General features: G+C 62.4%; 17 protein-coding genes. 12 read left to right on the forward strand and 5 right to left on the reverse strand.

What is annotated here, in order from left to right; all coding sequences use genetic code 11:
• Window positions 1-132: 132 nt before the first annotated feature.
• The gene (locus JKL45_RS17100) at window positions 133-1,158 is read right to left on the reverse strand and encodes an endo-1,4-beta-xylanase (protein ID WP_246498612.1); all 1,026 of its coding nucleotides are present in this window, start codon (window positions 1,156-1,158) and stop codon (window positions 133-135) included.
• A gap of 69 nt (window positions 1,159-1,227) precedes the next feature.
• Between JKL45_RS17100 and JKL45_RS17105 the strand changes: the two genes are divergently transcribed.
• Genes JKL45_RS17105 through JKL45_RS17115 form a run of 3 tightly spaced genes read left to right on the forward strand, consistent with a single transcriptional unit; the run spans window position 1,228 to window position 4,020 of the window.
• Complete coding sequence (locus JKL45_RS17105; protein WP_201862790.1) at window positions 1,228-3,222, forward strand: PP2C family protein-serine/threonine phosphatase; 1,995 nt, start codon at window positions 1,228-1,230, stop codon at window positions 3,220-3,222.
• Complete coding sequence (locus tag JKL45_RS17110) at window positions 3,209-3,544, forward strand: STAS domain-containing protein (RefSeq protein ID WP_201862791.1); 336 nt, start codon at window positions 3,209-3,211, stop codon at window positions 3,542-3,544. The genes JKL45_RS17105 and JKL45_RS17110 overlap by 14 nt, the downstream gene beginning before the upstream one ends.
• 32 nt (window positions 3,545-3,576) lie before the next feature.
• Window positions 3,577-4,020, forward strand: a complete 444-nt coding sequence (locus JKL45_RS17115; RefSeq protein ID WP_201862792.1) for an ATP-binding protein — start codon at window positions 3,577-3,579, stop codon at window positions 4,018-4,020.
• 8 nt (window positions 4,021-4,028) lie between these two features.
• On the opposite strand, the gene JKL45_RS17120 is transcribed toward JKL45_RS17115, so the two are convergent.
• Window positions 4,029-4,493 carry a hypothetical protein gene (locus JKL45_RS17120; RefSeq protein ID WP_201862793.1) on the reverse strand — a complete coding sequence of 155 codons (465 nt, stop codon included), beginning with the start codon at window positions 4,491-4,493 and terminating at the stop codon, window positions 4,029-4,031.
• A gap of 329 nt (window positions 4,494-4,822) precedes the next feature.
• Here JKL45_RS17120 and JKL45_RS17125 point away from each other — a divergent pair, with 329 nt between their 5' ends.
• Both JKL45_RS17125 and JKL45_RS17130 read left to right on the forward strand, forming a co-directional pair.
• Window positions 4,823-5,608, forward strand: coding sequence for a PIG-L deacetylase family protein (locus JKL45_RS17125; protein WP_201862794.1), 786 nt, complete (start codon window positions 4,823-4,825; stop codon window positions 5,606-5,608).
• An 8-nt stretch (window positions 5,609-5,616) separates the two neighbouring features.
• Entirely contained in the window at window positions 5,617-5,934 is a 318-nt protein-coding gene (locus JKL45_RS17130) for an STAS domain-containing protein (protein WP_201862795.1), read from the forward strand.
• On the opposite strand, the gene JKL45_RS17135 is transcribed toward JKL45_RS17130, so the two are convergent.
• Complete coding sequence (locus JKL45_RS17135) at window positions 5,931-7,709, reverse strand: glycosyltransferase family 2 protein (protein WP_201862796.1); 1,779 nt, start codon at window positions 7,707-7,709, stop codon at window positions 5,931-5,933. The two genes, JKL45_RS17130 and JKL45_RS17135, sit on opposite strands and share 4 nt — an antisense overlap.
• 259 nt (window positions 7,710-7,968) lie before the next feature.
• Here JKL45_RS17135 and JKL45_RS17140 point away from each other — a divergent pair, with 259 nt between their 5' ends.
• The 6 genes from JKL45_RS17140 (at window position 7,969) to JKL45_RS17165 (ending at window position 17,429) form a co-directional block, all read left to right on the forward strand.
• The gene (locus JKL45_RS17140; protein WP_201862797.1) at window positions 7,969-11,139 is read left to right on the forward strand and encodes a tetratricopeptide repeat protein; all 3,171 of its coding nucleotides are present in this window, start codon (window positions 7,969-7,971) and stop codon (window positions 11,137-11,139) included.
• Between the two features lie 77 nt (window positions 11,140-11,216).
• Complete coding sequence (locus JKL45_RS17145; protein ID WP_201862798.1) at window positions 11,217-11,999, forward strand: ATP12 family chaperone protein; 783 nt, start codon at window positions 11,217-11,219, stop codon at window positions 11,997-11,999.
• 202 nt (window positions 12,000-12,201) lie between these two features.
• Window positions 12,202-13,734, forward strand: coding sequence for an acyl-CoA carboxylase subunit beta (locus JKL45_RS17150; RefSeq protein WP_201862799.1), 1,533 nt, complete (start codon window positions 12,202-12,204; stop codon window positions 13,732-13,734).
• 574 nt (window positions 13,735-14,308) lie between these two features.
• Window positions 14,309-15,475, forward strand: a complete 1,167-nt coding sequence (locus JKL45_RS17155; protein WP_201862800.1) for an OpgC family protein — start codon at window positions 14,309-14,311, stop codon at window positions 15,473-15,475.
• Window positions 15,476-15,495: 20 nt separating this feature from the next.
• Window positions 15,496-16,230 (forward strand): SGNH/GDSL hydrolase family protein, encoded by a 735-nt coding sequence (locus JKL45_RS17160; protein WP_201862801.1) that lies wholly within the window; start codon window positions 15,496-15,498, stop codon window positions 16,228-16,230.
• Between the two features lie 113 nt (window positions 16,231-16,343).
• Complete coding sequence (locus JKL45_RS17165) at window positions 16,344-17,429, forward strand: PLP-dependent cysteine synthase family protein (RefSeq protein WP_201862802.1); 1,086 nt, start codon at window positions 16,344-16,346, stop codon at window positions 17,427-17,429.
• 254 nt (window positions 17,430-17,683) lie between these two features.
• On the opposite strand, the gene JKL45_RS17170 is transcribed toward JKL45_RS17165, so the two are convergent.
• The gene (locus JKL45_RS17170; RefSeq protein ID WP_201862803.1) at window positions 17,684-18,292 is read right to left on the reverse strand and encodes an alpha/beta hydrolase; all 609 of its coding nucleotides are present in this window, start codon (window positions 18,290-18,292) and stop codon (window positions 17,684-17,686) included.
• Window positions 18,293-18,435: 143 nt separating this feature from the next.
• On the reverse strand, window positions 18,436-19,365 hold the full coding sequence (locus JKL45_RS17175; protein ID WP_201862804.1) for a ring-cleaving dioxygenase: 930 nt from the start codon (window positions 19,363-19,365) through the stop codon (window positions 18,436-18,438).
• Window positions 19,366-19,682: 317 nt separating this feature from the next.
• On the opposite strand from JKL45_RS17175, the gene JKL45_RS17180 reads away from it, so the two are divergent.
• Window positions 19,683-20,096, forward strand: coding sequence for a hypothetical protein (locus tag JKL45_RS17180; protein ID WP_201862805.1), 414 nt, complete (start codon window positions 19,683-19,685; stop codon window positions 20,094-20,096).
• Window positions 20,097-20,137 lie beyond the last annotated feature (41 nt).

Here is a 20,137-nt window from a genome sequence, read left to right on the forward strand (position 1 = left end):
GGAAGGGTTATTGGCGGACGGGAGTTGGAGTATTCAGGCGGTGAGACGCCCAGTCTAAGTTGAACGTAACGCGCTGACGTTACCAGTACCCTATTGGGGTTAATCAGGTCCTATTATGGAGCCCGTGGGATCTCAGGTCACAGTTCGGTTCGTCGCAAGTGCATCCTTGACCGCGTGCCAAGCCGGTTTTCTTCGGATCGCACCATCGAAAAGCAGCGGCCGCTGCGGAGCGCCGTCGGGCCGAGGTCGGAAGCCATTCAGCCAAGTTCGGTCGTCGGACAGCCCCCATGTGCTTACGGCGAGGACCTCGGCCTCGTCGAGGACGAGATCGAGATAGGCTCGGTAAGTTTCGGCCACGATGGTATCGCGCTGCTTCCGGTCTCGGGGGCAGAGGTGATCCGACACGTCCATTTCGGTGATCATGACGCTCAGGCCCATGGCCCGAACCTCGCGAAGGAAGGCTCGAAGCTCCTGATGGTCCCTGGGCTGCTCCAGGGCGGTCAGGTGAGACTGGATGCCGAGGCAAGCGATCGGGGTGCCTCTGGCTTTTTCCCGCTCGAGCAGGGCGAGCATCTGTCGGCGCTTCTGCTCGGCCGCTGGTGAGGTGTATTCGAGCCCCATTTCGTTGAGAACGAGAACGGCCCTCGGGTCCAGGGATGCGGCTTCGCGAAAGGCGGTTTCGATATAATCGGGACCAAAGGCCGCGGCGAAGCGTGTTTCCCGCAAACCATTTCCCCGCCCGTGGGCAGGTTCCAGCGGCTCGTTCACCACATCCCAGGAATGCATCTGCCCGGCATATCGTGTCACCGTTGCTCTCAGGTGCTCCAGTGCGGCTTCCCGGAAGCGATTGTCGGCCGCATTCCGAAGGGCTGATGGAATGGCTTCATGCCACCAAAGGGTGTGCCCATGAAGGGCCAGACTATTGTCGGATGCAAAGGACACCAAGCCATCGGCGGACGCGTAGTCAGGGAGTTCCGGAACCTGGCATATGGCGTCCCATTTCATCTCGTATTCTGACGTAACTATAGAACACTCACGAAGAATTGCCCGGGTGAGAGGTTGCGATAGAAGATGGGAGGTGCAAAGAGCGGTGCCGAAAAGCAGGCCATTTTGAGCAGCAGCGCTCGACAAGCTGCTCTTCCTTGGCCCATGGTGCATTTCATTCCTCTCCTTGAATGATATCACAGAAAACTTCCGTCCAACACGATCCCGCTATAGACCCCATCGATGAAGATCCGCCACATCCTGTTGATCCTGACGGCATTCCTCGGCGCTGCTTTGCTGGTTGCCGTCGCGTTCCAGATTCGTGACGAACTCCTCGGATATCAGACGGCGGAAAGGATGGTGGCGTCGAATACGGTACGGGAGCGGCTTCTGCTTGGAACGGAAGCTCTCGCGAATGAGCGCAGCCAGACATACGTGCTGCTGATCGGGCAGAGGAACGAGGCCGGTGGTATTGCGGAACTCCGCGACGTGCGGCGACAGGTGGACGACCTGCTGAACGCAGCCGAGAACGAGATTACAGCCACCCAGGCGTCCCTTAGCAACACCAACAACAGCCTCGCAACCGTGTCGCGCATCCGTCAGGAAATCGGGACCCTGCGGCAGCAGGCAGATCAGTCTCTCGGACTTGCAGAGGGCACAAGAGGGGATCAGTTCGCCCCGCGTTGGTTCCAAGAGGCCAATCGCCTCGTGGAGGAGTTGCAATCGTCCCGGATGACCATTCTGCAGCGGGAGAGGCCGCTCGACCCGGTTCTCAGAACCGAGGCTAATCTGAGAGCATTTGGTGCCATCCTGAGTGAGAGCATCGCCCGAAACCAGGCCTTGATGAGCCGAGCCCTCGAGAATTCGTCCGGAGTCGGAGGATTTGAGATTGACGCAATTAGTCAGAATGCCGGTCGTGCGGCACTGGCTTGGGAACTCATAGACGGCCAAATGACTGTGCCGTTAAGCGAGGGCGTCAAGGACGTTGTTTCAAGGACCCATGAGAACTACAGCTCGACCTTCGCGCCGCTTCAAAGGTCCTTGCTTGCGGCGCTTATTGGGAAGGTGCCGCCCACGCTGGCTCCCGCTGAATGGTATGACCTGACCGGGCGGACGCTGAGCAACATCGCTCTGATGCAGCGGGAACTCCTTGGCAGTACGCGGGAACGGCTTGAGGCTGAGCTCAGACGAACTCAACGGTCGCTAACCCTGTGGTCGGCCCTGCTCCTGCTGGGGGCTGCCGCCGTTCTCACGAGCATCCTGGTCGTGCGCCGAAGGGTGGTTCGGCCTCTGGAAGGCCTTAGTCAGGCCATGCTCAGGCTGGCCGACAATGACCTGGAGATTCCCCTGCCGCGTCTCGCCCGGGCTGACGAGATCGGTGAAATGAACGATGCGCTTCGGGTCTTCAAGGCCAATGCCATTCAGCGGCAGAGGACACAGAACGAAAAGCAGGTGCTCCATGCCCGCCTTCGTGAAGCCTATAGCCAGCTTCAGAAGGATCTGGAGGCCGCAGCCGTGATCCAGCAGACGATGCTGCCCCTGTCCTCGCGGATCGACGGAGTGGAGTATCACGGCCTGTTCCGCCCATCGAGCCTCATCGCCGGCGACACCTATAACGTGGTGCGACGCACAGACGGCGCTGTTGGGTTCTTCCAGGTCGATGTCGCCGGCCATGGAGCGGCCGCCGCGCTGGTGTCGGTTGCCTGCCACCATGCCCTTTCGCAGGCCATCCTAACTCGGACGCAAGGTACGCCCCTGGAGGAGATCGCCGTCCAGATTAACGATGAATGGCCGGAGGATCTGCCGTACTTCACGATGATCTTAGGAGAGATCGATTCCCGTTCGCAGCGCGCGAGCATTGTCCAGGCGGGGCATCCTTCGCCGCTGGTGATCCGTTCCAATGGCGCTGTCGAGATGATAGGCGAGGGCGGATTTCCCGTCGGGATGCTCCCTGCTGCGTCTTACGAAAGGCTTGAGTTCGATCTCGGGCCCGGCGATCGGCTCTTCATCTACTCTGACGGGCTTGTCGAGGCTGAAGATCAGGACGGCGAGCAATTTTCTGAGGCTCGCTTGCGCACCCTCGTGCACGACACTGCCGGGGAGCCAAGCTCCATGCTGCTGGGCAAGCTCGATGATGTCTTGCGGAACTGGCGGGGCTCTGAAACCCTGGACGATGACTTGAGCGTTCTCATGCTGGAACGCTTAGCCGAAAGGATCCCTGCGAATGCTGTCCACTGATCTACGCGATAATGTTCTCGTCGTCCGAGTTGAGGAAAAGCGGATCGATGCCAGCAAGGCTCCGAAATTCAAGGATGAGATAACACGGTGCATCGAGGCCGGACAGAACCAGATCGTCCTCGACCTGAGCCAAGTCGACTTCATCGACAGCTCCGGCCTTGGGGCTCTCGTCACCTGCCTCAAGCGTCTCGGCCCAAAGGGGAGTCTTGCGGTTGCAGGCGCCACAGGCGCTGTCAGCCGCCTGTTTACCCTGACCCGCATGGACCGGGTCTTTGCCCTTCACCCGAATGTGGACACTGCGGTCGAACAGCTTTCCGCCTGATCCCTCGCCGCCAGAGCGCAGAAAGAGCCACGATGGTCTCCTCCATCAGCCTCTCCATCGACAGCGACCTCGACAAGGTGTCGCTCCTCGCCCGGGCCGTTCGTGCCTTATGCGAGGACCTGCTCAGCCCAGACGACCAGGATGCCGTTGAACTCAGCCTCGTCGAGGCCATCAACAATGTCATCAAGCACGGCTACCATGGGGAGCGTGGCAAGGACGTCCAGGTCGCGGTCGGGCTTCAGGCCGACCAGGTTATGATCGAGGTCATCGATCATGCTCCCCCCATGCCGACCCAGGTCCTGGACAACGCCTCGGAGGATCGTTTCGACTTCGACGAAACCGATCTTGCCGATATCCCCGAGGGGGGTATGGGTCTGGCCCTCATCCGCATGAACATGGATGAGGTCGAGTATCACTCAAGCGAATCCGAGAACCGCCTGCGCATGGTCAAGCGGATTGCCCCACTCTCGCGATAAGCCCTGACCTACGGTGCGGAGGCGACGGTTGCGATCCTGTCCTGCAGGGAAGGGAAGGCGACCGCCGTTGCTCCCAGCGCTGAGACGAGAACGGGCGTGACCTCGCCTGTCTGGCGCTCCATGTCGGCAATCACCCTCTGGGCCCGCGTCAGGCCGTCCTCGGGCCTCAGAATGCTGAGTTGAACGGCAGACGCGAGTGATGTCAGCAAAGCCGCTCGCGAGGCTGCGGCATTCGGCTCGGCGGAATACATCTCTTCCGACCGTTGAAGGTTGGCCTTCACCCTTGCCTCGACCGCAGGCGAAATGCTCGGAGGAGCATTCCGCTGGCGAGCGAGCTCGGTCGAAACGCGACCCTGGATCCGCTCCTCCGTATCCAGGGACTCGAGATAGATGATGATTCCCGTCGAGATCGTCAGTGCCGCAATGAAGGTGATCTGCCCTCGGGCCTTGAGGAGGCCTTCTCTGAAAGTCAACGTTTAGCCTCCGGTAAGCTTGGTACGCGATACGACACGGCTCTGCCGTGAGAAGAGGCCCGAAACCTAATCGCCCTGCACCTGACAAGGCAAGAGAGATGCGGTCGCCAGAGATGGGCAGGCGAGCATCCCTTGTCCTTTTGAAACATAGTAACATTTATTCTCCGGTCACAATGCCATGATCCGGCAGCGGCATTCTGGTGCGATCCTCCTCAAATCGGGTTAATCCGTTAGGGACGAGTCGTCGCCCAGCCGTTGGAGAGTTCTCTGAACTCAGGTGAGGCGGAAGGGTCGGACAGATCGAGTGAAGGAGGCCTGTGAGCGGTCGTATGTTTGGACCATCCCTTTTCATCCAACCGCATTACGATGACGTTCCGCTCTCCTGCGGTGGGACCTTGGCCCTCCTGGCCGAGGGCGGGCATGAGCCACGCATGGTCACGGTGTTCGCCAGCGAACTGGTCGATGAGATGATTGGAGAGTTCGCCGCCTGGAAACATGAGCGGTGGCAGGTCAAGGATGCGGAGCAGGTCTTGGCCGTTCGCCGTGCCGAGGACGCGGAGGCTGCCCGGGCTCTTGGCTCCTCCGTCCGCTGGCTCGGGTTGCCGGATGCCATCTACCGCGGACAGCGCTACAAGTCCGATCCCGAGCTTTTCGGGGCCTTGAAGGCCGAAGAGCTGGAACTCGCCGCTCATCTGGCAGAGGAAATGCGCCAGCTGCCGGAATGGCGTAGCGACATGCAGGTCTTTGTTCCCTTGGGCATTGGCTTACACGTAGACCATCAGCTGGTGTTCGAGACCGGCCGACACCTCGCATCCGCTGGAGTCAAGGTCTATGCTTATGAGGATTGCCCCTATGCGATCCACACACCTGCCGGAGTCGAGGCACGACTGACGACGCTGGGTGATGCGGTTGGCGAACCTGTCATTGTGCCCATCGCCAAGACCCTGCAGAAACGCCTCGATTCGATCGCCTGCTACCGATCCCAGGTTCCTGTGATCTTCCGGTTCACATCGGATTTCAGGGCTGCCGTTACAAACTTTGCGCTAAAGACGGGCGGCGATGCCGGACCCGCTGAGCGATTCTGGCCTGTTCATGCGTATGGTGGCTCGAGATGATTGTTGAAATGGAACACACGGAGCAGGGGATTGCCCTGGCTCGCCTGTCAGGGCGGTTGGATGCCGCCGCAGCTCCTCGTGTCCTGGCTCACCTGAAGGATGCCGTGGCTGACGGGAAAAGCCGTCTTGCCGTTGACTTGTCCGAAGTCTCGTTCATCGACAGCACCGGGCTCGGCACCCTGGTGTCCGGCCTCAAGGCTGCTCGCAAAGCCGAGGGCGATCTTCGCCTCGTCGCGCCTAGCCCCCAGGCGCAGCGTCTGCTGCGCCTCACGACCCTCGATCGCGTTTTCGTCACGTCCGACACGCTTGATGAGGTATGGGCTTAAGACGCCTGCGACGGCAGAGCGCCTTCAACAATAGCGGCCTCGAATTCAGGATCAGGCTGCCAATAGGCCGCCCGGATTACCGGGAGCATCGACAGGGCGTTGCTGAATCCCCAGAGGGTGTTGGCGATCATCGCCCCAAGCGTATAGCCCTCGCGTCCCGTCCCATAGGCCAGCCAGCCCCAGGCGAGACCCGCCATGGTGACGACGACCAAGGCAATCTGCCACCTGACGAGACGACCGTAGGTTCCGACCTGCCTGTCCTTGGGCGTGACTGGAAACGAGATCTTTTTTCCTCGCACGACGGCCCATAACGCCTGCATATTCAGCGGGAACATGGCGAGGTACCAGGCGCGGCCCTTGGCATTCGAGTTGCCCCACATGGCGACGAGCTGGGAAAGCTCGTTGAGCAGCAGGAACGGCGCGATATGCACGAAGAAATCGAGCGAGTAGCCTGAGACCGGAGCGACCCCAGAGAACAGGAAAACTATGGGTGAAACGAGGAAGATGATGTTCCAGAGTGGAGCCAGGTACGAGTAGAAGGTCGACCCGTACATGAGCTTCTGCGGCAGCGTCAGTCCGCGCCGGAACAGAGGGTTGTCATGGGCGAGAATATCCAGGGTGCCGCCGGCATATTTGAAGCGCTGGATCGTCCAGCTGAGCAGGTCGTTGGGCGACAGCATCCTTGCCTGAACGACCGGGTGCAGAACCGACTTCCAACCGCGCTCGCGGTCGCTGTGCAGGACGATGGACGTGTAGATGTCCTCGGAAACGTGGAACTTGTAGGGCTGGAACTCTTCTTCCAGGGCGCTCTGCCAGCGCATTACATCGCTGATGGAATCGGTGATAGCCTGCTCGCCGGTCAGTTGGCGGGCGGCCTTCTCGTTGCGCCCAGCTGCGGCGGCGACCTGATCGGACCATTGGCGAAGTGCCGCCTCCATGACCGCTTCGCGCCGATGGATCGAACCCGCGCCGCAACAGAAGCTCGCATTCGCCCAGTTGCGCCGGCGCAAAATCACGTCGAAGAAAAGCTGTGGATCGTTTGCGAACGGATCCTCCCCGACCTGAACCGGCCCGAACACGCGCTCGAAAGCTCGTCCAATGCCCCTCCCGAAACCACCGAGCCGGCGTCCGAGTGCGGCTGGCAGCGGTATTCCGGGTGGAATGTCGTAGAACCAGTGCGGAGTCTGCACCCAGGCAACCTTCGGATCCCGGAAATAGCCGAGCGTCTCTTCTAGGAAGGTAGGGAACGGATGCATGTCGGCATCGCAGATCAGGATGAAATCCCCGGACGTGGACGCCATGGCATTTCTGAGGTTGCCGGCCTTGAAGCCCACGTTGTCGGAGCGGGTGAGATAATTCACCCCTTCTTCCCGCGCGACCGCTTCCATGGCCGGGCGCTTGCCGTCGTCGAGGACGTGAACCCGCAGATCGATCGGGTGAGGATAGGTGAGCTTCTTGGCGGCCTGCAGACCGACGCGAACGAGTTCAGGATCCTCGCTGTAGGTGGCGAAGAAAACGTCGACGGACACAGGCCTGTCGGTCACGTCCGCATCGTCGGTGCAATCGCGGACAGTCACCGGAAGAGGAGCGCGCACGGGAGATTGGGCACTCCAGAGATTTGCCGTGAAGAGAACAAGGCCGATGAAGGAGCCCGTCTCGGCGATCAGAAGAGGGATCGAGAACCAGAGAGCATCGTAGTTGATGGAGTAGAACCATCGCCAGCCGATATACCACGTGCCGAAGACGAGGCTCGCCGTGCAGAGAAACTGCCACACTGTTTCATGCCAGGGCGAATACGGAAGCGGAGTCCAGGGCGTCTGACTCTGAAATCGGGACAAGGGACGGGACAAGAAAGACGGCTCCGGGAAGATAGGCTGGAGGCAAGATGCCTCTGGTCTGGGGATAAGAATAGGCTATTTTCTAGGAAAGAAAGTTAGGTGCGGCGAAGCCCTCGCCAGATCCGATCTTTACCTGCCATAAGGGCAAAATCCAGATACTGCCCCTCCTGAATTTGTGATTCGAGATTCTGAGACGATGCATAAGCGTAGGCTTGCCCTTCGTATCCGGTTCGCAAGCCTCGTTTTCCTCTGTGGGTTCGGGCTGGCCGCATCACCCGCTCTGGCCCAATCGGCCCAGGAGGTCGTGGAGCAGGCCAGGCAGGCTGCTTCCACTAATGACAACCGTGAAGCCGCTCGTCTCTTCGAGCAGGCCCTTACACTTGCTCCCGAACGCCGAAACGAACTCCTGCTCGAATATGCAGATCAAGTTGCCTATGCAGGCCGCCCGGCCGATGCCGTGCCGCTTTACCGTGAGCGCCTGGCAGATCCGGCCCTCGACACTACCAACCGTGAAAGGGCCGACCGGGGCCTGGCCTTCGCTCTCCTGTGGAGCAGCCGGTTCCAGGAGGCGATTCCCGCCTGGGAGGCTCGTCTCAGGGTTGATTCCGGCAGTGACGAGGCCAGGAAGGCTTTGTCCGATGCCTTGGTCGGAGCAGCCCGACAGGCAGGCGAACGCTCCGACAATGCAAATGCCAGGACGCTTTTCGGCCGGGCCATCGAGACCGCCTCGCAACGCCGCCATGAGCTGCTGCCGGAACTGGCCGATCAAACCGCCTATGCTGGCCAGCCAGCGCAGGCCGTGCCGCTCTATCAGGAAGCCCTGCGAGATGGCAGCCGCTCCGAGGATCAGCAGCGCCGCCTGAGGCGAGGGCTGGCCTTTGCGCTGCTATGGAGCGGCCAGTTTCCGGCTGCTGTGGCGGCCCTTGAGGATGTGCTCCGGGCAGTTCCCGATGACGCTCAGGTCCGGCAGGGGCTGGCGGAAGCCCGAGCCGGCGCCGAGAGGAGCCGCGCACAGGCGGTGCAGCCTTCGCAGCCCATCCCATCTCCAACGCAACCCCAAGCACCCGCCGCTCCAGCCTCGCCGGCCGATGCGGCGATCGCGGCGGCCCGCGAGGCTGCCGGCCGCGGCGCTAACAAGGAGGCGGCTTCACTTTTCGAGCGGGCGATTTCGCTCGATCCCTCAAAGCGCGGCCAGATCGCTCGGGAATATGCCGACCAGCTCGCTTTTTCCGGTGAGCCGGCCAGAGCGGTTCCGGTCTATCGCGAGGTTCTCGCCCGTCGGGATCTCTCGTCCACCGAGCGTCAGCAGACGGGCCGCTCGCTGGCCTTCGCGCTCCTGTGGAGCAGCAAGTTCGAGCAGGCAATCGAGGCCTGGGGCGGCATCTTGCAGGCCGACCGGAGCGATGCAGAGGCCCGCAAGACGCTCTCCGACGCCTATGTGGGTGCCGCCCGTCAATCAGCTGAGCGCACACGCAATGCCGATGCCGCTTCCTTCTTCCGAAGAGCCATCGAGACCGCTCCGCAGCGCCGCCAGGAACTCCTGCCGGAATACGCCGATCAGACAGCCTACTCCGGCAATCCGGCCGGTGCGGTCCCGCTCTATCGCGAGGCGCTGCGCGATGGCCAGCGCCCCGAGGCGGAGCGCCGGCGCGTGCGGCGCGGCCTTGCCTTCGCGCTCCTCTGGAGCAACCAGTTCCGCGAGGCTATCGCCGCCTGGCAGCCGCTGTTCCGAGAAAATCCACGCGACGAGGAGGCCCGCAAGGCGTTCTCGGATGCCCTCGTCGGTGCCGCGCGCCAGGCCGCAGGGCAGACCCGCAACGCGGAAGCGGTGAACCTCTTCGAGCGCGCCTTGACCGTCATGCCGGGGCGTCGCCGGGAACTGTTGCGGGAATACGCCGAGCAGATGCTCTATGCGGGCCAGCCGTTGCGGGCGATTCCGCTTTTCCAGGAGGTGCTTCAGCGCGCTGACCTGACCGCCCAGGAGCGGCGGGACGCCCAACTCGGCCTCGCCCGTGCGTTGGCCTGGAGCGGTCAGCAGAAGCTTGCAATCCCGGTCTTCAGCGAAATCCTCGCGTCGAACGCAAACGATGTCGATGCCCTTATCGGCCGCGGCAACGCCCTCAACGACATTACTGAGCACAGGGCGGCCCTAGCCGATTTCGAGGTAGTGCTCTCACTCCAGCCCAGCAATGTGGAAGCGATCCGCGGCGCTGCGACCGCCGAGAGGTCGATGGGCTTGCCGCGGGCGGCCCTGGCCCGGCTCGAGCCTCTTCTGGCCAGCGGCGACCAGAATCCCGCCACGCTCTTCATCGCCGCTCAGGCGCGGCGGGAGATGGGGCGCCCGGATCTGTCCGAGGACTATGCGAAGGCTGTTCTGGCGCAGAAGCCTGGTGACGCAGGCGCCCAGGCGCTGCTCGATCAGCTCTATCAAGAACGCCGGCCCCTGACGCGCATCGAGAGTTGGTACGCCCGCCGCTCGGACGACCTCGCGATCTGGTCGCTGCAGGGCTCCCACGAACTGACCTTCAATGACGGCTTGACGAAGCTCGGCCCTCAGGCTCGATTTCTGCGCTTGCGGGGCGGCGATTTTCCGAGCGTCGACATCGCCAGCATCGGCATCGCGGGTCAGCACAGGTTCGGCGATCATGTCGAGCTCAAGTCATCGATCTTCCTGAACGTTGAAGACGAGTCTCAACGCAATCTTTCCGACGGGGACGACGATCAGGACGTCACGCTGACATACGACACGATTCTAAGCCTCATTCCATCCGATCTGCTCCGCTTCGACCTGAACCTGACGCGGCGCTACGCGGATGAGAACACGTATTCGATCGTGAAAGATATCCTGGCGAACGATTTCGGCCTCAAGGCGATCGTGACGCCGGACAATGCGACTCGCTTTGCCGCTCAGGCGATCTACAGCCACTACTCCGATGGCAATGAGCGCGCCTGGGGTCAGGTCGAATTCGCCAAGCGTTTCACGGCCAATCCCTATCTCTGGCTGGGCGCACGCTACACGGCCTTCCAGTTCGCGGAGGTGGTCGATAACGGCTACTGGAATCCCAAGCGCTACCAGTCCCTGGAAGCAAGCGTCCATTTCTACGGCCCCCTGGCCGAGAGATGGTGGTTCGATCTTCAGGGGGCTGCCGGATATGGCTGGAGCGAGCCCGGCGAAGGAGGCTTCGTGTCTTACGCCGCCGCGCGCCTGAACTACGATTTCACCTCGCAGGCGACCTTTGCCCTCTACGCAAGCCACCTCGTCTCCTACGCACGCTCGTCCGAAAACGATGGCAACTTCGATACCGGAGAGGACGACGAGCCGTTCAGCCGCTGGTCCTTGGGTGGGGAGTTGAGGATCCGGTGGTAGGCGGGTTACGCGTCAACCCTCAGGAATTTTCGTAGCATCCCTCGCAGATTGCGGCGTGAAAGACTATTTCTGCCCACATGACAGACTCACGCGACTGGTTCCCCTCCGACGAGGAGCCCAACCCCATGCGGGCCGCTCAGGCCGGCATGAAACCCACCCTGCCAAAGCGCTTCTACAAGGAAGCCGGCGTCGAGGAGCGGGACGGCCTGTTCCATCTCACCCTCGATGGCCGAACGGCAAAGACGCCGAGCAAGCAGCCCCTAGCCGCGCCCTCTCGGGCGCTGGCTGAAGCCCTGGCGGCGGAATGGCAGGGGCAGGGTGGCGAGATTGACCCTTCCACCATGCCGGTCACCCGCATCGTCAACTCCGCCATCGATGGCGTCGCGCCTCGAAAGGCTGAGGTGGTCGACGATCTCGTCCGCTATGCCGGATCGGACCTCGTCTATTACCGAGCCGGCGAGCCCGAGCGTTTGGCCAAGTCTCAGGACGAGGCCTGGAGCCCAGTGCTCGACTGGGCGAGGGACGCCCATGGCGCCCGCTTTGCCTTAGGCGAGGGCGTAATGCATGTGGCGCAGCCGGAGGAGGCAATCGCGGCCATCCGCCGGGCTATCGAGCAAATCCGATCGCCGTTTGCGCTTGCCGCGCTGCACGTCATGACGACCCTATCCGGCTCGGTGCTGATCGCGCTTGCCCATGCGGCAGGCCAACTCGATACGGACCACGCCTGGGCAGCCGCCCATGTGGACGAGCTTTACCAGGAAAGTGTCTGGGGCGAGGACTACGAGGCCATGGAGCGCCGTCGTCGGCGTGAGGCCGATTTCCGGGCCGCATCCTTGGTCTATCGCCTGGCGCAGGCATGAAAAGAGCCGCCGGCGCGACAGGCAACGGCGGCTCAGGCCTGCTCTGTCAGGCGCTTGTTTCTGTAATAAAGAAACACATCGCTCCCGACTCGCGCCGGTTGATCTGAGAAGTGCTGTGGAGCGCACACCCATAGTGGGATTTTGACACAGGCACGGCTGTGCTAAGCGGGGGATCATTTTTTCCGGGAGTCAGGGTCCAGCCATGAAAGACATGCTCGAACGGCTTGAGGAGCGGCGCGCGCAGGCCCGCCTCGGCGGCGGTGAGAAGCGCATCGAGGCGCAGCACGCCCGCGGCAAGCTGACCGCCCGGGAGCGCATCGAGCTCCTGCTCGACAAGGGCTCCTTCGAGGAGTTCGACATGTTCGTCGAGCACCGTTCCACCGATTTCGGCATGGATAAAGCCAAGATCCCTGGAGACGGCGTCGTCACCGGCTGGGGCACCGTCAACGGCCGCACGATCTTCGTCTTCGCCAAGGATTTCACCGTCTTTGGCGGCTCACTGTCCGAGGCCCACGCCCAGAAGATCACCAAGATCCAGGACATGGCGCTCAAGATGCGCGCGCCCATCGTCGGCCTGTTCGATGCGGGCGGCGCCCGCATCCAGGAGGGCGTGGCGGCGCTCGGCGGTTATGGCGAGGTGTTCAAGCGCAACGTGATCGCCTCGGGCGTGATCCCGCAGATCTCGGTCATCATGGGCCCCTGCGCCGGCGGCGACGTCTATTCGCCCGCCATGACCGACTTCATCTTCATGGTGCGCGACCGCTCCTACATGTTCGTCACCGGTCCCGACGTGGTGAAGACCGTCACCAACGAGACCGTGACGTCGGAGGAACTGGGCGGCGCCAAGGTCCACACCACCAAGTCGTCGGTCGCCGACGGCGCCTACGACAATGACGTGGAAGCGCTGCTGCAGGTGCGCCGCCTCATCGACTTCCTGCCCGCCAACAACATGGACGGCGTGCCGGAGATCCCGAGCTTCGACGAGCCCAATCGCACCGACGACAGCCTCGACACCCTGATCCCGGACAACCCAAACAAGCCCTATGACATGAAGGAGCTGATCCTGAAGGTCGTGGATGAAGCCGACTTCTTCGAGATCCAGGAAGCTTACGCGAAAAACATCATCACGGGCTTCGGGCGCGTGGAGGGCCGCACGGTGGGCTTCGTCGCCAACCAGCCGATGGTGCTGGCTGGCGTGCTCGATGCCGATGCCTCGCGCAAGGCCGCGCGTTTCGTGCGCTTCTGCGATGCCTTCAACATCCCGATCGTCACCTTCGAGGACGTGCCGGGCTTCCTGCCGGGCACCGCACAGGAATATGGCGGCCTGATCAAGCACGGCGCCAAGCTGCTCTTCGCCTATTCGGAAGCAACCGTCCCGCTGGTGACGGTGATCACGCGCAAAGCCTTCGGCGGCGCTTATGACGTGATGGCCTCAAAACACATCGGCGGCGACGTGAATTACGCCTGGCCCACCGCGCAGATCGCCGTGATGGGCGCCAAGGGTGCGGTGGAGATCATTTTCCGCCAGGACATTGGCGATGCGGAGAAGATCGCAGCCCGCACCAAGGAATACGAAGACCGCTTCATGTCACCGTTTGTTGCCGCCGAGCGCGGCTACATCGACGAGGTGATCATGCCGCATTCGACGAGGCGGCGGATTGCGCGCGCTCTGGCGATGCTCCGGCACAAGGAGACCGAGCGGCCCTGGAAGAAGCACGACAACATTCCACTTTGAGAGCCAAGAGCTTCCGCTCACGATCCGAGGCAGCCCCGGAAGATTGTTCCAGGGCTGCCTTGCTGTTTAGAGGGAGGAACCGAACGTCCCTCCCGGCGTCTCCAGCTTTCTCAGCCAGTTCCTGTGCTGCAGAGTTGTTCCGTTCGGTGCCGTTATCGATGAGTCGGCAGGCTCTGCCTCCACCTCAAGAACATAGGGAAATGTGCCGCCCGGCGTCTCCAGCTTGCGGATCCATTCCTGATGCTGAGAGCGCGTTTCCTCAGCACGCACTATGCCGATTGAGCCTGCCACAGCAGCCATGAACGTGACGACGAATAGCGCGACAATGCAGCTTCGCACGGTTATTCCTTTTTGAGTTTGAAAGGGGAAAGCAGGAGCAGAGTTGAAGGTTAGCGCGCAGGTCCTTGCTCGTCAAAGCGATCACGCGCGGTGCTCTGTCACGCTTGCCTCGGAGTCGGGGATTTGTGATACCGCGTTAGCGGGCCGAATCTGTCTCGAAGAGTTGATGACGATCTTCGGATCCCATGGCCGTTTCCGGCGTTCTGCCGTCACCTAAAAACTAAGAGGATCGGGAATGCACGCCAAGGGCGGCCGCAGTACAGTGATCGATTTCTGGCGCGGACTCGTCCTCGTCATCATCTTCGTGAATCACATTCCGGGGAACATCCTCGAGCATCTGACGCCGCGAAACTACGGTTTCTCCGACGCGGCCGAAGCCTTCGTGTTCATCTCGGGCCTCTCTGTTGCGCTCGTCTACTATCCACGGCTACCAAAGGGTGATGTTCTCGGCGTCATCAGGCGCTGCTTCCGGCGGTCGTTCGAACTCTACCGCATGCATCTTATCATGACCGGCGCGGCAGTAGCTTTGTTCTCTGTCGGCTATGTGGCCAGCAACGATGTCGGGATGCTTGAGGTTCATGGCCGCGGCGCCGTGTTCGACGATACGGCGCGCGGCATTACGGGTATTCTCCTGCTCGGCCATCAGCTGGGTTATTTCAACATCCTGCCCCTCTATATCGCCCTGATGCTGTGGGCACCGGTTGCGATGATCCTCATGCGGATCCATGTCGCTTTGGCCGCCGCAGTATCGATCGGTATCTATGCACTGGCGCGTGCCGACGTGCTGGCGATCCCGAGCTGGCCCGAGCCGGGGCGGTGGTTCTTCAACCCCTTCGCTTGGCAGCTTCTGTTCACGCTCGGGATCTTCACGGGGGCTTTTCTTGTTCGCAGAGAGGTGGCCTACCAGCGCTACGCCTTCGCAGGAGCGGTAGCCTTCCTCGCCGTATCGACGGTCGCTATGACCGACGCCTTCGGCCTCTATCCGAACCTGCTTTGGAGCACCTTCGTCAATTTCGACCTCGTCAAGAGCGACCTCGGGCTTGGTCGTCTGCTTCACTTCCTGGCGCTTGCCTATGTGGTGACCCAGCTTCGGATGGGGCAGGTGCTGGAAAAGACCACATTCGGAGCCGAGATGGCGCGCCTCGGGCGCAACGCCCTGCCGGTCTTCGCAGTCGGTTCTGTCCTGAGTGCCGCCGGAGAGGTCATGATGACGCTGGCAGCCGTCAAGTCCTCCGCTAGTCCGCATGTGGTGGGTATGGTATTTACCCTCTTCGGAATTCTCGCACTTCTCGGACTGGCACGATATCTCGAATGGAAAAAGAAAGGCTCGACCGCTCCCAAGCTGGAGCGCGCCGGACAATCTGGCCTTGTGTCGGTTTCACCCGGGCAACTTCCGCGTTAGTGTCCCTCCTGGTCATCGGCATGAGCTATTCCGCCTTGTCGGACGAGGCGGGCTGTTCGGGTGCCAAGCCGATTTTGTCGGCCCAAGCTAAGATGGAGCGTCTTGCTTCAAGGCTGAAGAAGAGCGAGCCTGTTCGGATCCTGGCCATCGGATCCTCCTCCACCCAGGGCATCGGAGCATCCTCCCCGGCCTTTTCCTATCCGGTCCAGCTCCAAGCGGATCTCACCCGTATCTGGAAGGGCACAGTCGTCATCGAGAATGCTGGAATAGGCGGGGAGACGATTCCCGAGACCGTCGCACGCCTTGAGGCTGCTCTCCTCAAGGCCGACAAACCGGATCTCGTGATCTGGCAGGTGGGCACGAACGACGCCGTCATGGGTGGGGACGAGGGGCAGTTCTCCGACTTTCTGCGGCAGGGGATCGATGCCGCGCAGGAAGTCGGCGTCGAGGTCCTTCTTGTCGACCAGCAGTACTTCCCGGCCATCAAGGACCTTGGGCGTTATGAGCGCTTTGTCCGCCTTGTCGGGACCGCTGGAGCCGCCGAGCAGGTCCCCGTCTTCTCTCGCTACAGGCTGATGAAGGCTTGGGGCGAAAGATCACCAGATGTCCTAGGCTCCATGCTGTCGAGCGACGGCTTTCACATGGGTGACCGAGGGTATGACTGCTTGGCGCACCTGCTGGCTGACAGCCTCCGTGCCATGGTGGCGCCTGCTGAGGCGCCGAACCGCGCCGTTGCGGCCGCCCCACGTCCGTAGGGCAGGGCTGCGGAGCACCCATTGCGCCTAGCTGTCGACCTCGGGTAAGGCGTTGTCCGAACATTCCCGGCGGAATCCTTCGGGCCGGATGACTTTGCGAGGCCCATCGACACATGCCCTTGGAAACCGCGTGCAACCGCAACTGGGTCTCCACCGCCATCCAGATCATCGAGGCGGACTTCAACCGTTCGTCGGACACGCATCTCTTGCGTGTGCCGCTGCCGGCCGTCCCGGGTGTCGAGCTCTATCTCAAGGATGAATCAACCCATCCATCGGGCAGCCTGAAGCACCGGCTGGCGCGTTCGCTGTTTCTCTATGGGCTGTGCAACGGCTGGATCGGGCCGAACACCACGATCATCGAAGCCTCGAGCGGCTCGACCGCCGTGTCCGAGGCGTATTTCGCCCGGATGCTGGGCCTGCGCTTCATCGCCGTGATGCCGCGCTCCACCTCCGCCGAGAAGATCGCGCAGATCGCCTTCTATGGCGGCGAGAGCCACTTCGTTGACAGCCCCGCTGAGATGTATGCGGAGAGCGCGCGGCTCGCCGAGGAACTCGGCGGCCATTACATGGATCAGTTCACCTACGCCGAGCGGGCGACGGACTGGCGCGGCAACAACAATATCGCCGAATCCATCTTCAGCCAGATGGGCCATGAGGAGCACCCGATCCCGAGCTGGATCGTCGTGGGGGCGGGGACCGGCGGCACCTCGGCAACGCTCGGGCGCTACATCCGCTACCGCCGCCTGCCGACGCGCCTGTGCCTCGCCGACCCGGAGTCCTCCGTGTTCCACCGGCATCTGGCGGACCGGGAGGTCTGCACCGTGTCAGGGCCGCCATCCGTGATCGAAGGAATCGGCCGCCCGCGCTGCGAGCCTTCCTTCGTGCCTGACCTCATCGACCGCGCCTATGCGGTGCCGGATGCGGCGAGCATTGCGGCCGCGCGGGTGCTCTCGCGCCGCATCGGCCGCTCCTGCGGTGGCTCCACCGGCACGAATCTCTGGGCCGTGGTGCAGATCGTCGGCGAGATGGTGAAGCACGGCGAGACCGGCTCTGTCGTGACGCTTCTGTGCGATTCCGGCGAGCGCTACCGCAGCACACATTTCGACGATGCCTGGCTCGCATGCCGCGGTATCTGCATCAAGGCCGCCGAGGAGGCCATGGAGCAGTTTTTCGAGACGGGGATCCTTGCCGCTTCCTAAGACGTGGATGGCCGGGACTGATCCCCGGATCAAGTCCGGGCACGGCCATGACGTTGGAAATCATACCTCACTGTCACTCCGGGGCCGCGCAGCGGAGCCCGACCCAAAGGGCCGCGCCGTAGGCGTGGAAATCCATCACCGCTAACGATGCAGAAAGAAGTGGGCCGCCAAGAGCCTCTTCCTGAATCGTGGTGTTTATGGATTCCGGGCTCGCCTGCGGCGCCCCGGAATGACAGTGGAGTTCTGGACAGCCGCTATTCGGCGAACCACCGCACCAGCAATTGCAGATCCGTCTGCGACAGGTTGTGACCCGCCGTCAGAATCTCGTGCTGTATCTCGGCGCCGGATGCGGACAGAGACGCTGCAAGGCGCTTCGAATTATCTGCCGGAATGATCGGGTCCATGGCGCCCGAGACCATCAGCACTCGCTTGCCTGCAAGGTCTACCGCAGGAGCCCGGGACAGAGGCACCATGGCCCGCAGCAGCGCCGCGCCGGACAGGGCTTCCGGGCGCAGCATCAGCATGGCGGCGGCGATGTTGGCACCGTTGGAGAAGCCCACCGCGATGGGTGCCTCAAGCCCATAGGCCTTGCGCGCCTCTGTGACGAAATCCGCAAGCTCGTTCGCGCGAAACCTGACGTCCTCCTCGTCGAAGACGCCCTCGGCAAGACGGCGGAAGAAGCGGGGCATGCCGTTCTCCAGGATCTTGCCACGCGGGGAGAGCAGGGCGGAGCCGGGGGAGATCATGCGGCCGAGACCGAGAAGGTCGTTCTCGTCGCCACCCGTGCCATGGAGCAGCAGGAGAGGCGGACGGGACGGGTCCGTGGCGGGCTCGTAGCGGTGAATAAAGGACAGTTCGGTCATGATTTTCTCCTTTCCCTCTCCCCGAAGCGGGAGAGGGTGCCCTGCGAAGCAGGGTGGGAGAGGGGCTGTGCTTAAACTTACTGCCCCTCTCCCGGCTCACTTTGTTCGCCACCCTCTCCCGCAGAGGGGAGAGGGCTTTGGGCTCACGCCAACTCAGGCAACCGAGCCTCGATGTCGCTCCGGCGCGCTTCCAGGAACGCCGGAAGCTTCAGCTCGGCGCCCAGCCGCTCCTGCGCCTCGTCGGCGGCGAAGCCCGGCTCGTCGGTGGCGATCTCGAACAGGATGCCGCCCGGCTCGCGGAAATAGACGGACCGGAAGTAGTTGCGGTCCTTCTGCTCCGTGGTCTGGAGGCCATGGGTCTCGGCAAGCTTTCTCACCATCTCCTCCTGCTCGGCATCGTCCTTGGCGCGGAAGGCCACGTGATGCACGGAGCCGCCGCCCATCCGGCCCGGCAGAAAGCCGCCGGCGCTGCGGATGTCGACCGTGCTGCCCATGAGCGCGTCCGTCTTGTAGCGTACGAGGGATCCATCGCGGGCCGCCTCGGTAAAGCCGAACACGTCCGTGAGGATTGCGCCCGTCCGCTCGCCGTTATCGACGAGGAGCGTGACGCCCTCCAGGCCGCGGATGGCATGCTCCGCCGGAATGCCGTCCACGTTCCAAGCCTCCTCGGCCTCGGCATTCGGAATGCCGACGAGCGCAAGGCTGGTGCCGTGCGGGTCCTTGAAGGCCAGGACGCTCTGGCCGAAGCGCTTCTCCACGGTGCCGTGCTCGACGCCCTGCTCGATGAAGCGGTGCATCCAGAAGCCCAAGGAACCCTCAGGCACGCGGAAGGCCGTCTCCTGGGTGGTGCCGACGCCGTTGCGTCCGGGCGCCACATGCTCCCAGGGGAAGAAGGTCAGGATCGAGCCGGGCTGGCCGAGGCTGTCGCCGAAATAGAGGTGGTACGTGCCGGGATCGTCGAAGTTGACCGTCTTCTTGACGAGGCGCAGGCCGAGGGCGCGGGTGTAGAAATCGAGGTTGCGACGGGCCGGGCCTGCGATGGCGGTGACGTGATGAATGCCGTGGTGCCGCATGGGAGCGTTCCTTAACGGGCAAGCGCGGGTTGCGCTGCGTTGACCGAGAAATAAGTATCACCAAGCTTCGCGGAAGTGCGGAAAGGGCGACCTTGCGGGAATGCAAGGCACCGGCAGCCTCATCGGCAAATCCGCGCAACCATTGAGGAATCCGATCCGTCAAGATTCCGGCAACCAAAGAGTCTCAACAAGGCTTAACCTCAACGGCGATTCAGCATGTCGTGTTAACGGTTTAGCCCTCCCGTCCGTGTGAATGTCACCTCGCACAAGCGATCAACCGGCGTTGGACGAAAGAAACGCCGGCGGGAGGCAAACGGATGTTGAAGGATCAACTTCGCGATTTCATCGACAGCGTCACCGAGAGGGGCCATGTCTGCAATGATGACGTGGCGATGCTCCAAGACGAGATCCTCGTTGAGGGAATCGCAAGCCGTCTTGAGGCAGAGTCCCTGCTGGCTCTCGACCGCATCGTCACCGCGGTTGAAGGCTGGGGAACCGTGCTGACCAGGCTCGTGGCCGATTTCGTTATCTGGAAGCGTGCCCCTCGGGGAGTGGTCAGCAACGACGATGCCCTCTGGCTCGCGACCCTCCTGGAGGTCAGCGGGCCGTCCCCGAATGCCATGAGCATCGCCTATGCCATTCTGGACGAGGCCGGGCATGTGGATGTGGCGCTCCTCGACTTCATCATGCGCGGACGCCAGCAGGCGAGGCTGTCCCAGATCGCCGCCTGACATATCTTCTAAAGCTAAATGCTGACCCAGCCCCGCTTCCC

Origin of the sequence: Microvirga soli (genome assembly GCF_016734765.1) — a bacterium.
GTDB lineage: Bacteria > Pseudomonadota > Alphaproteobacteria > Rhizobiales > Beijerinckiaceae > Microvirga > Microvirga soli.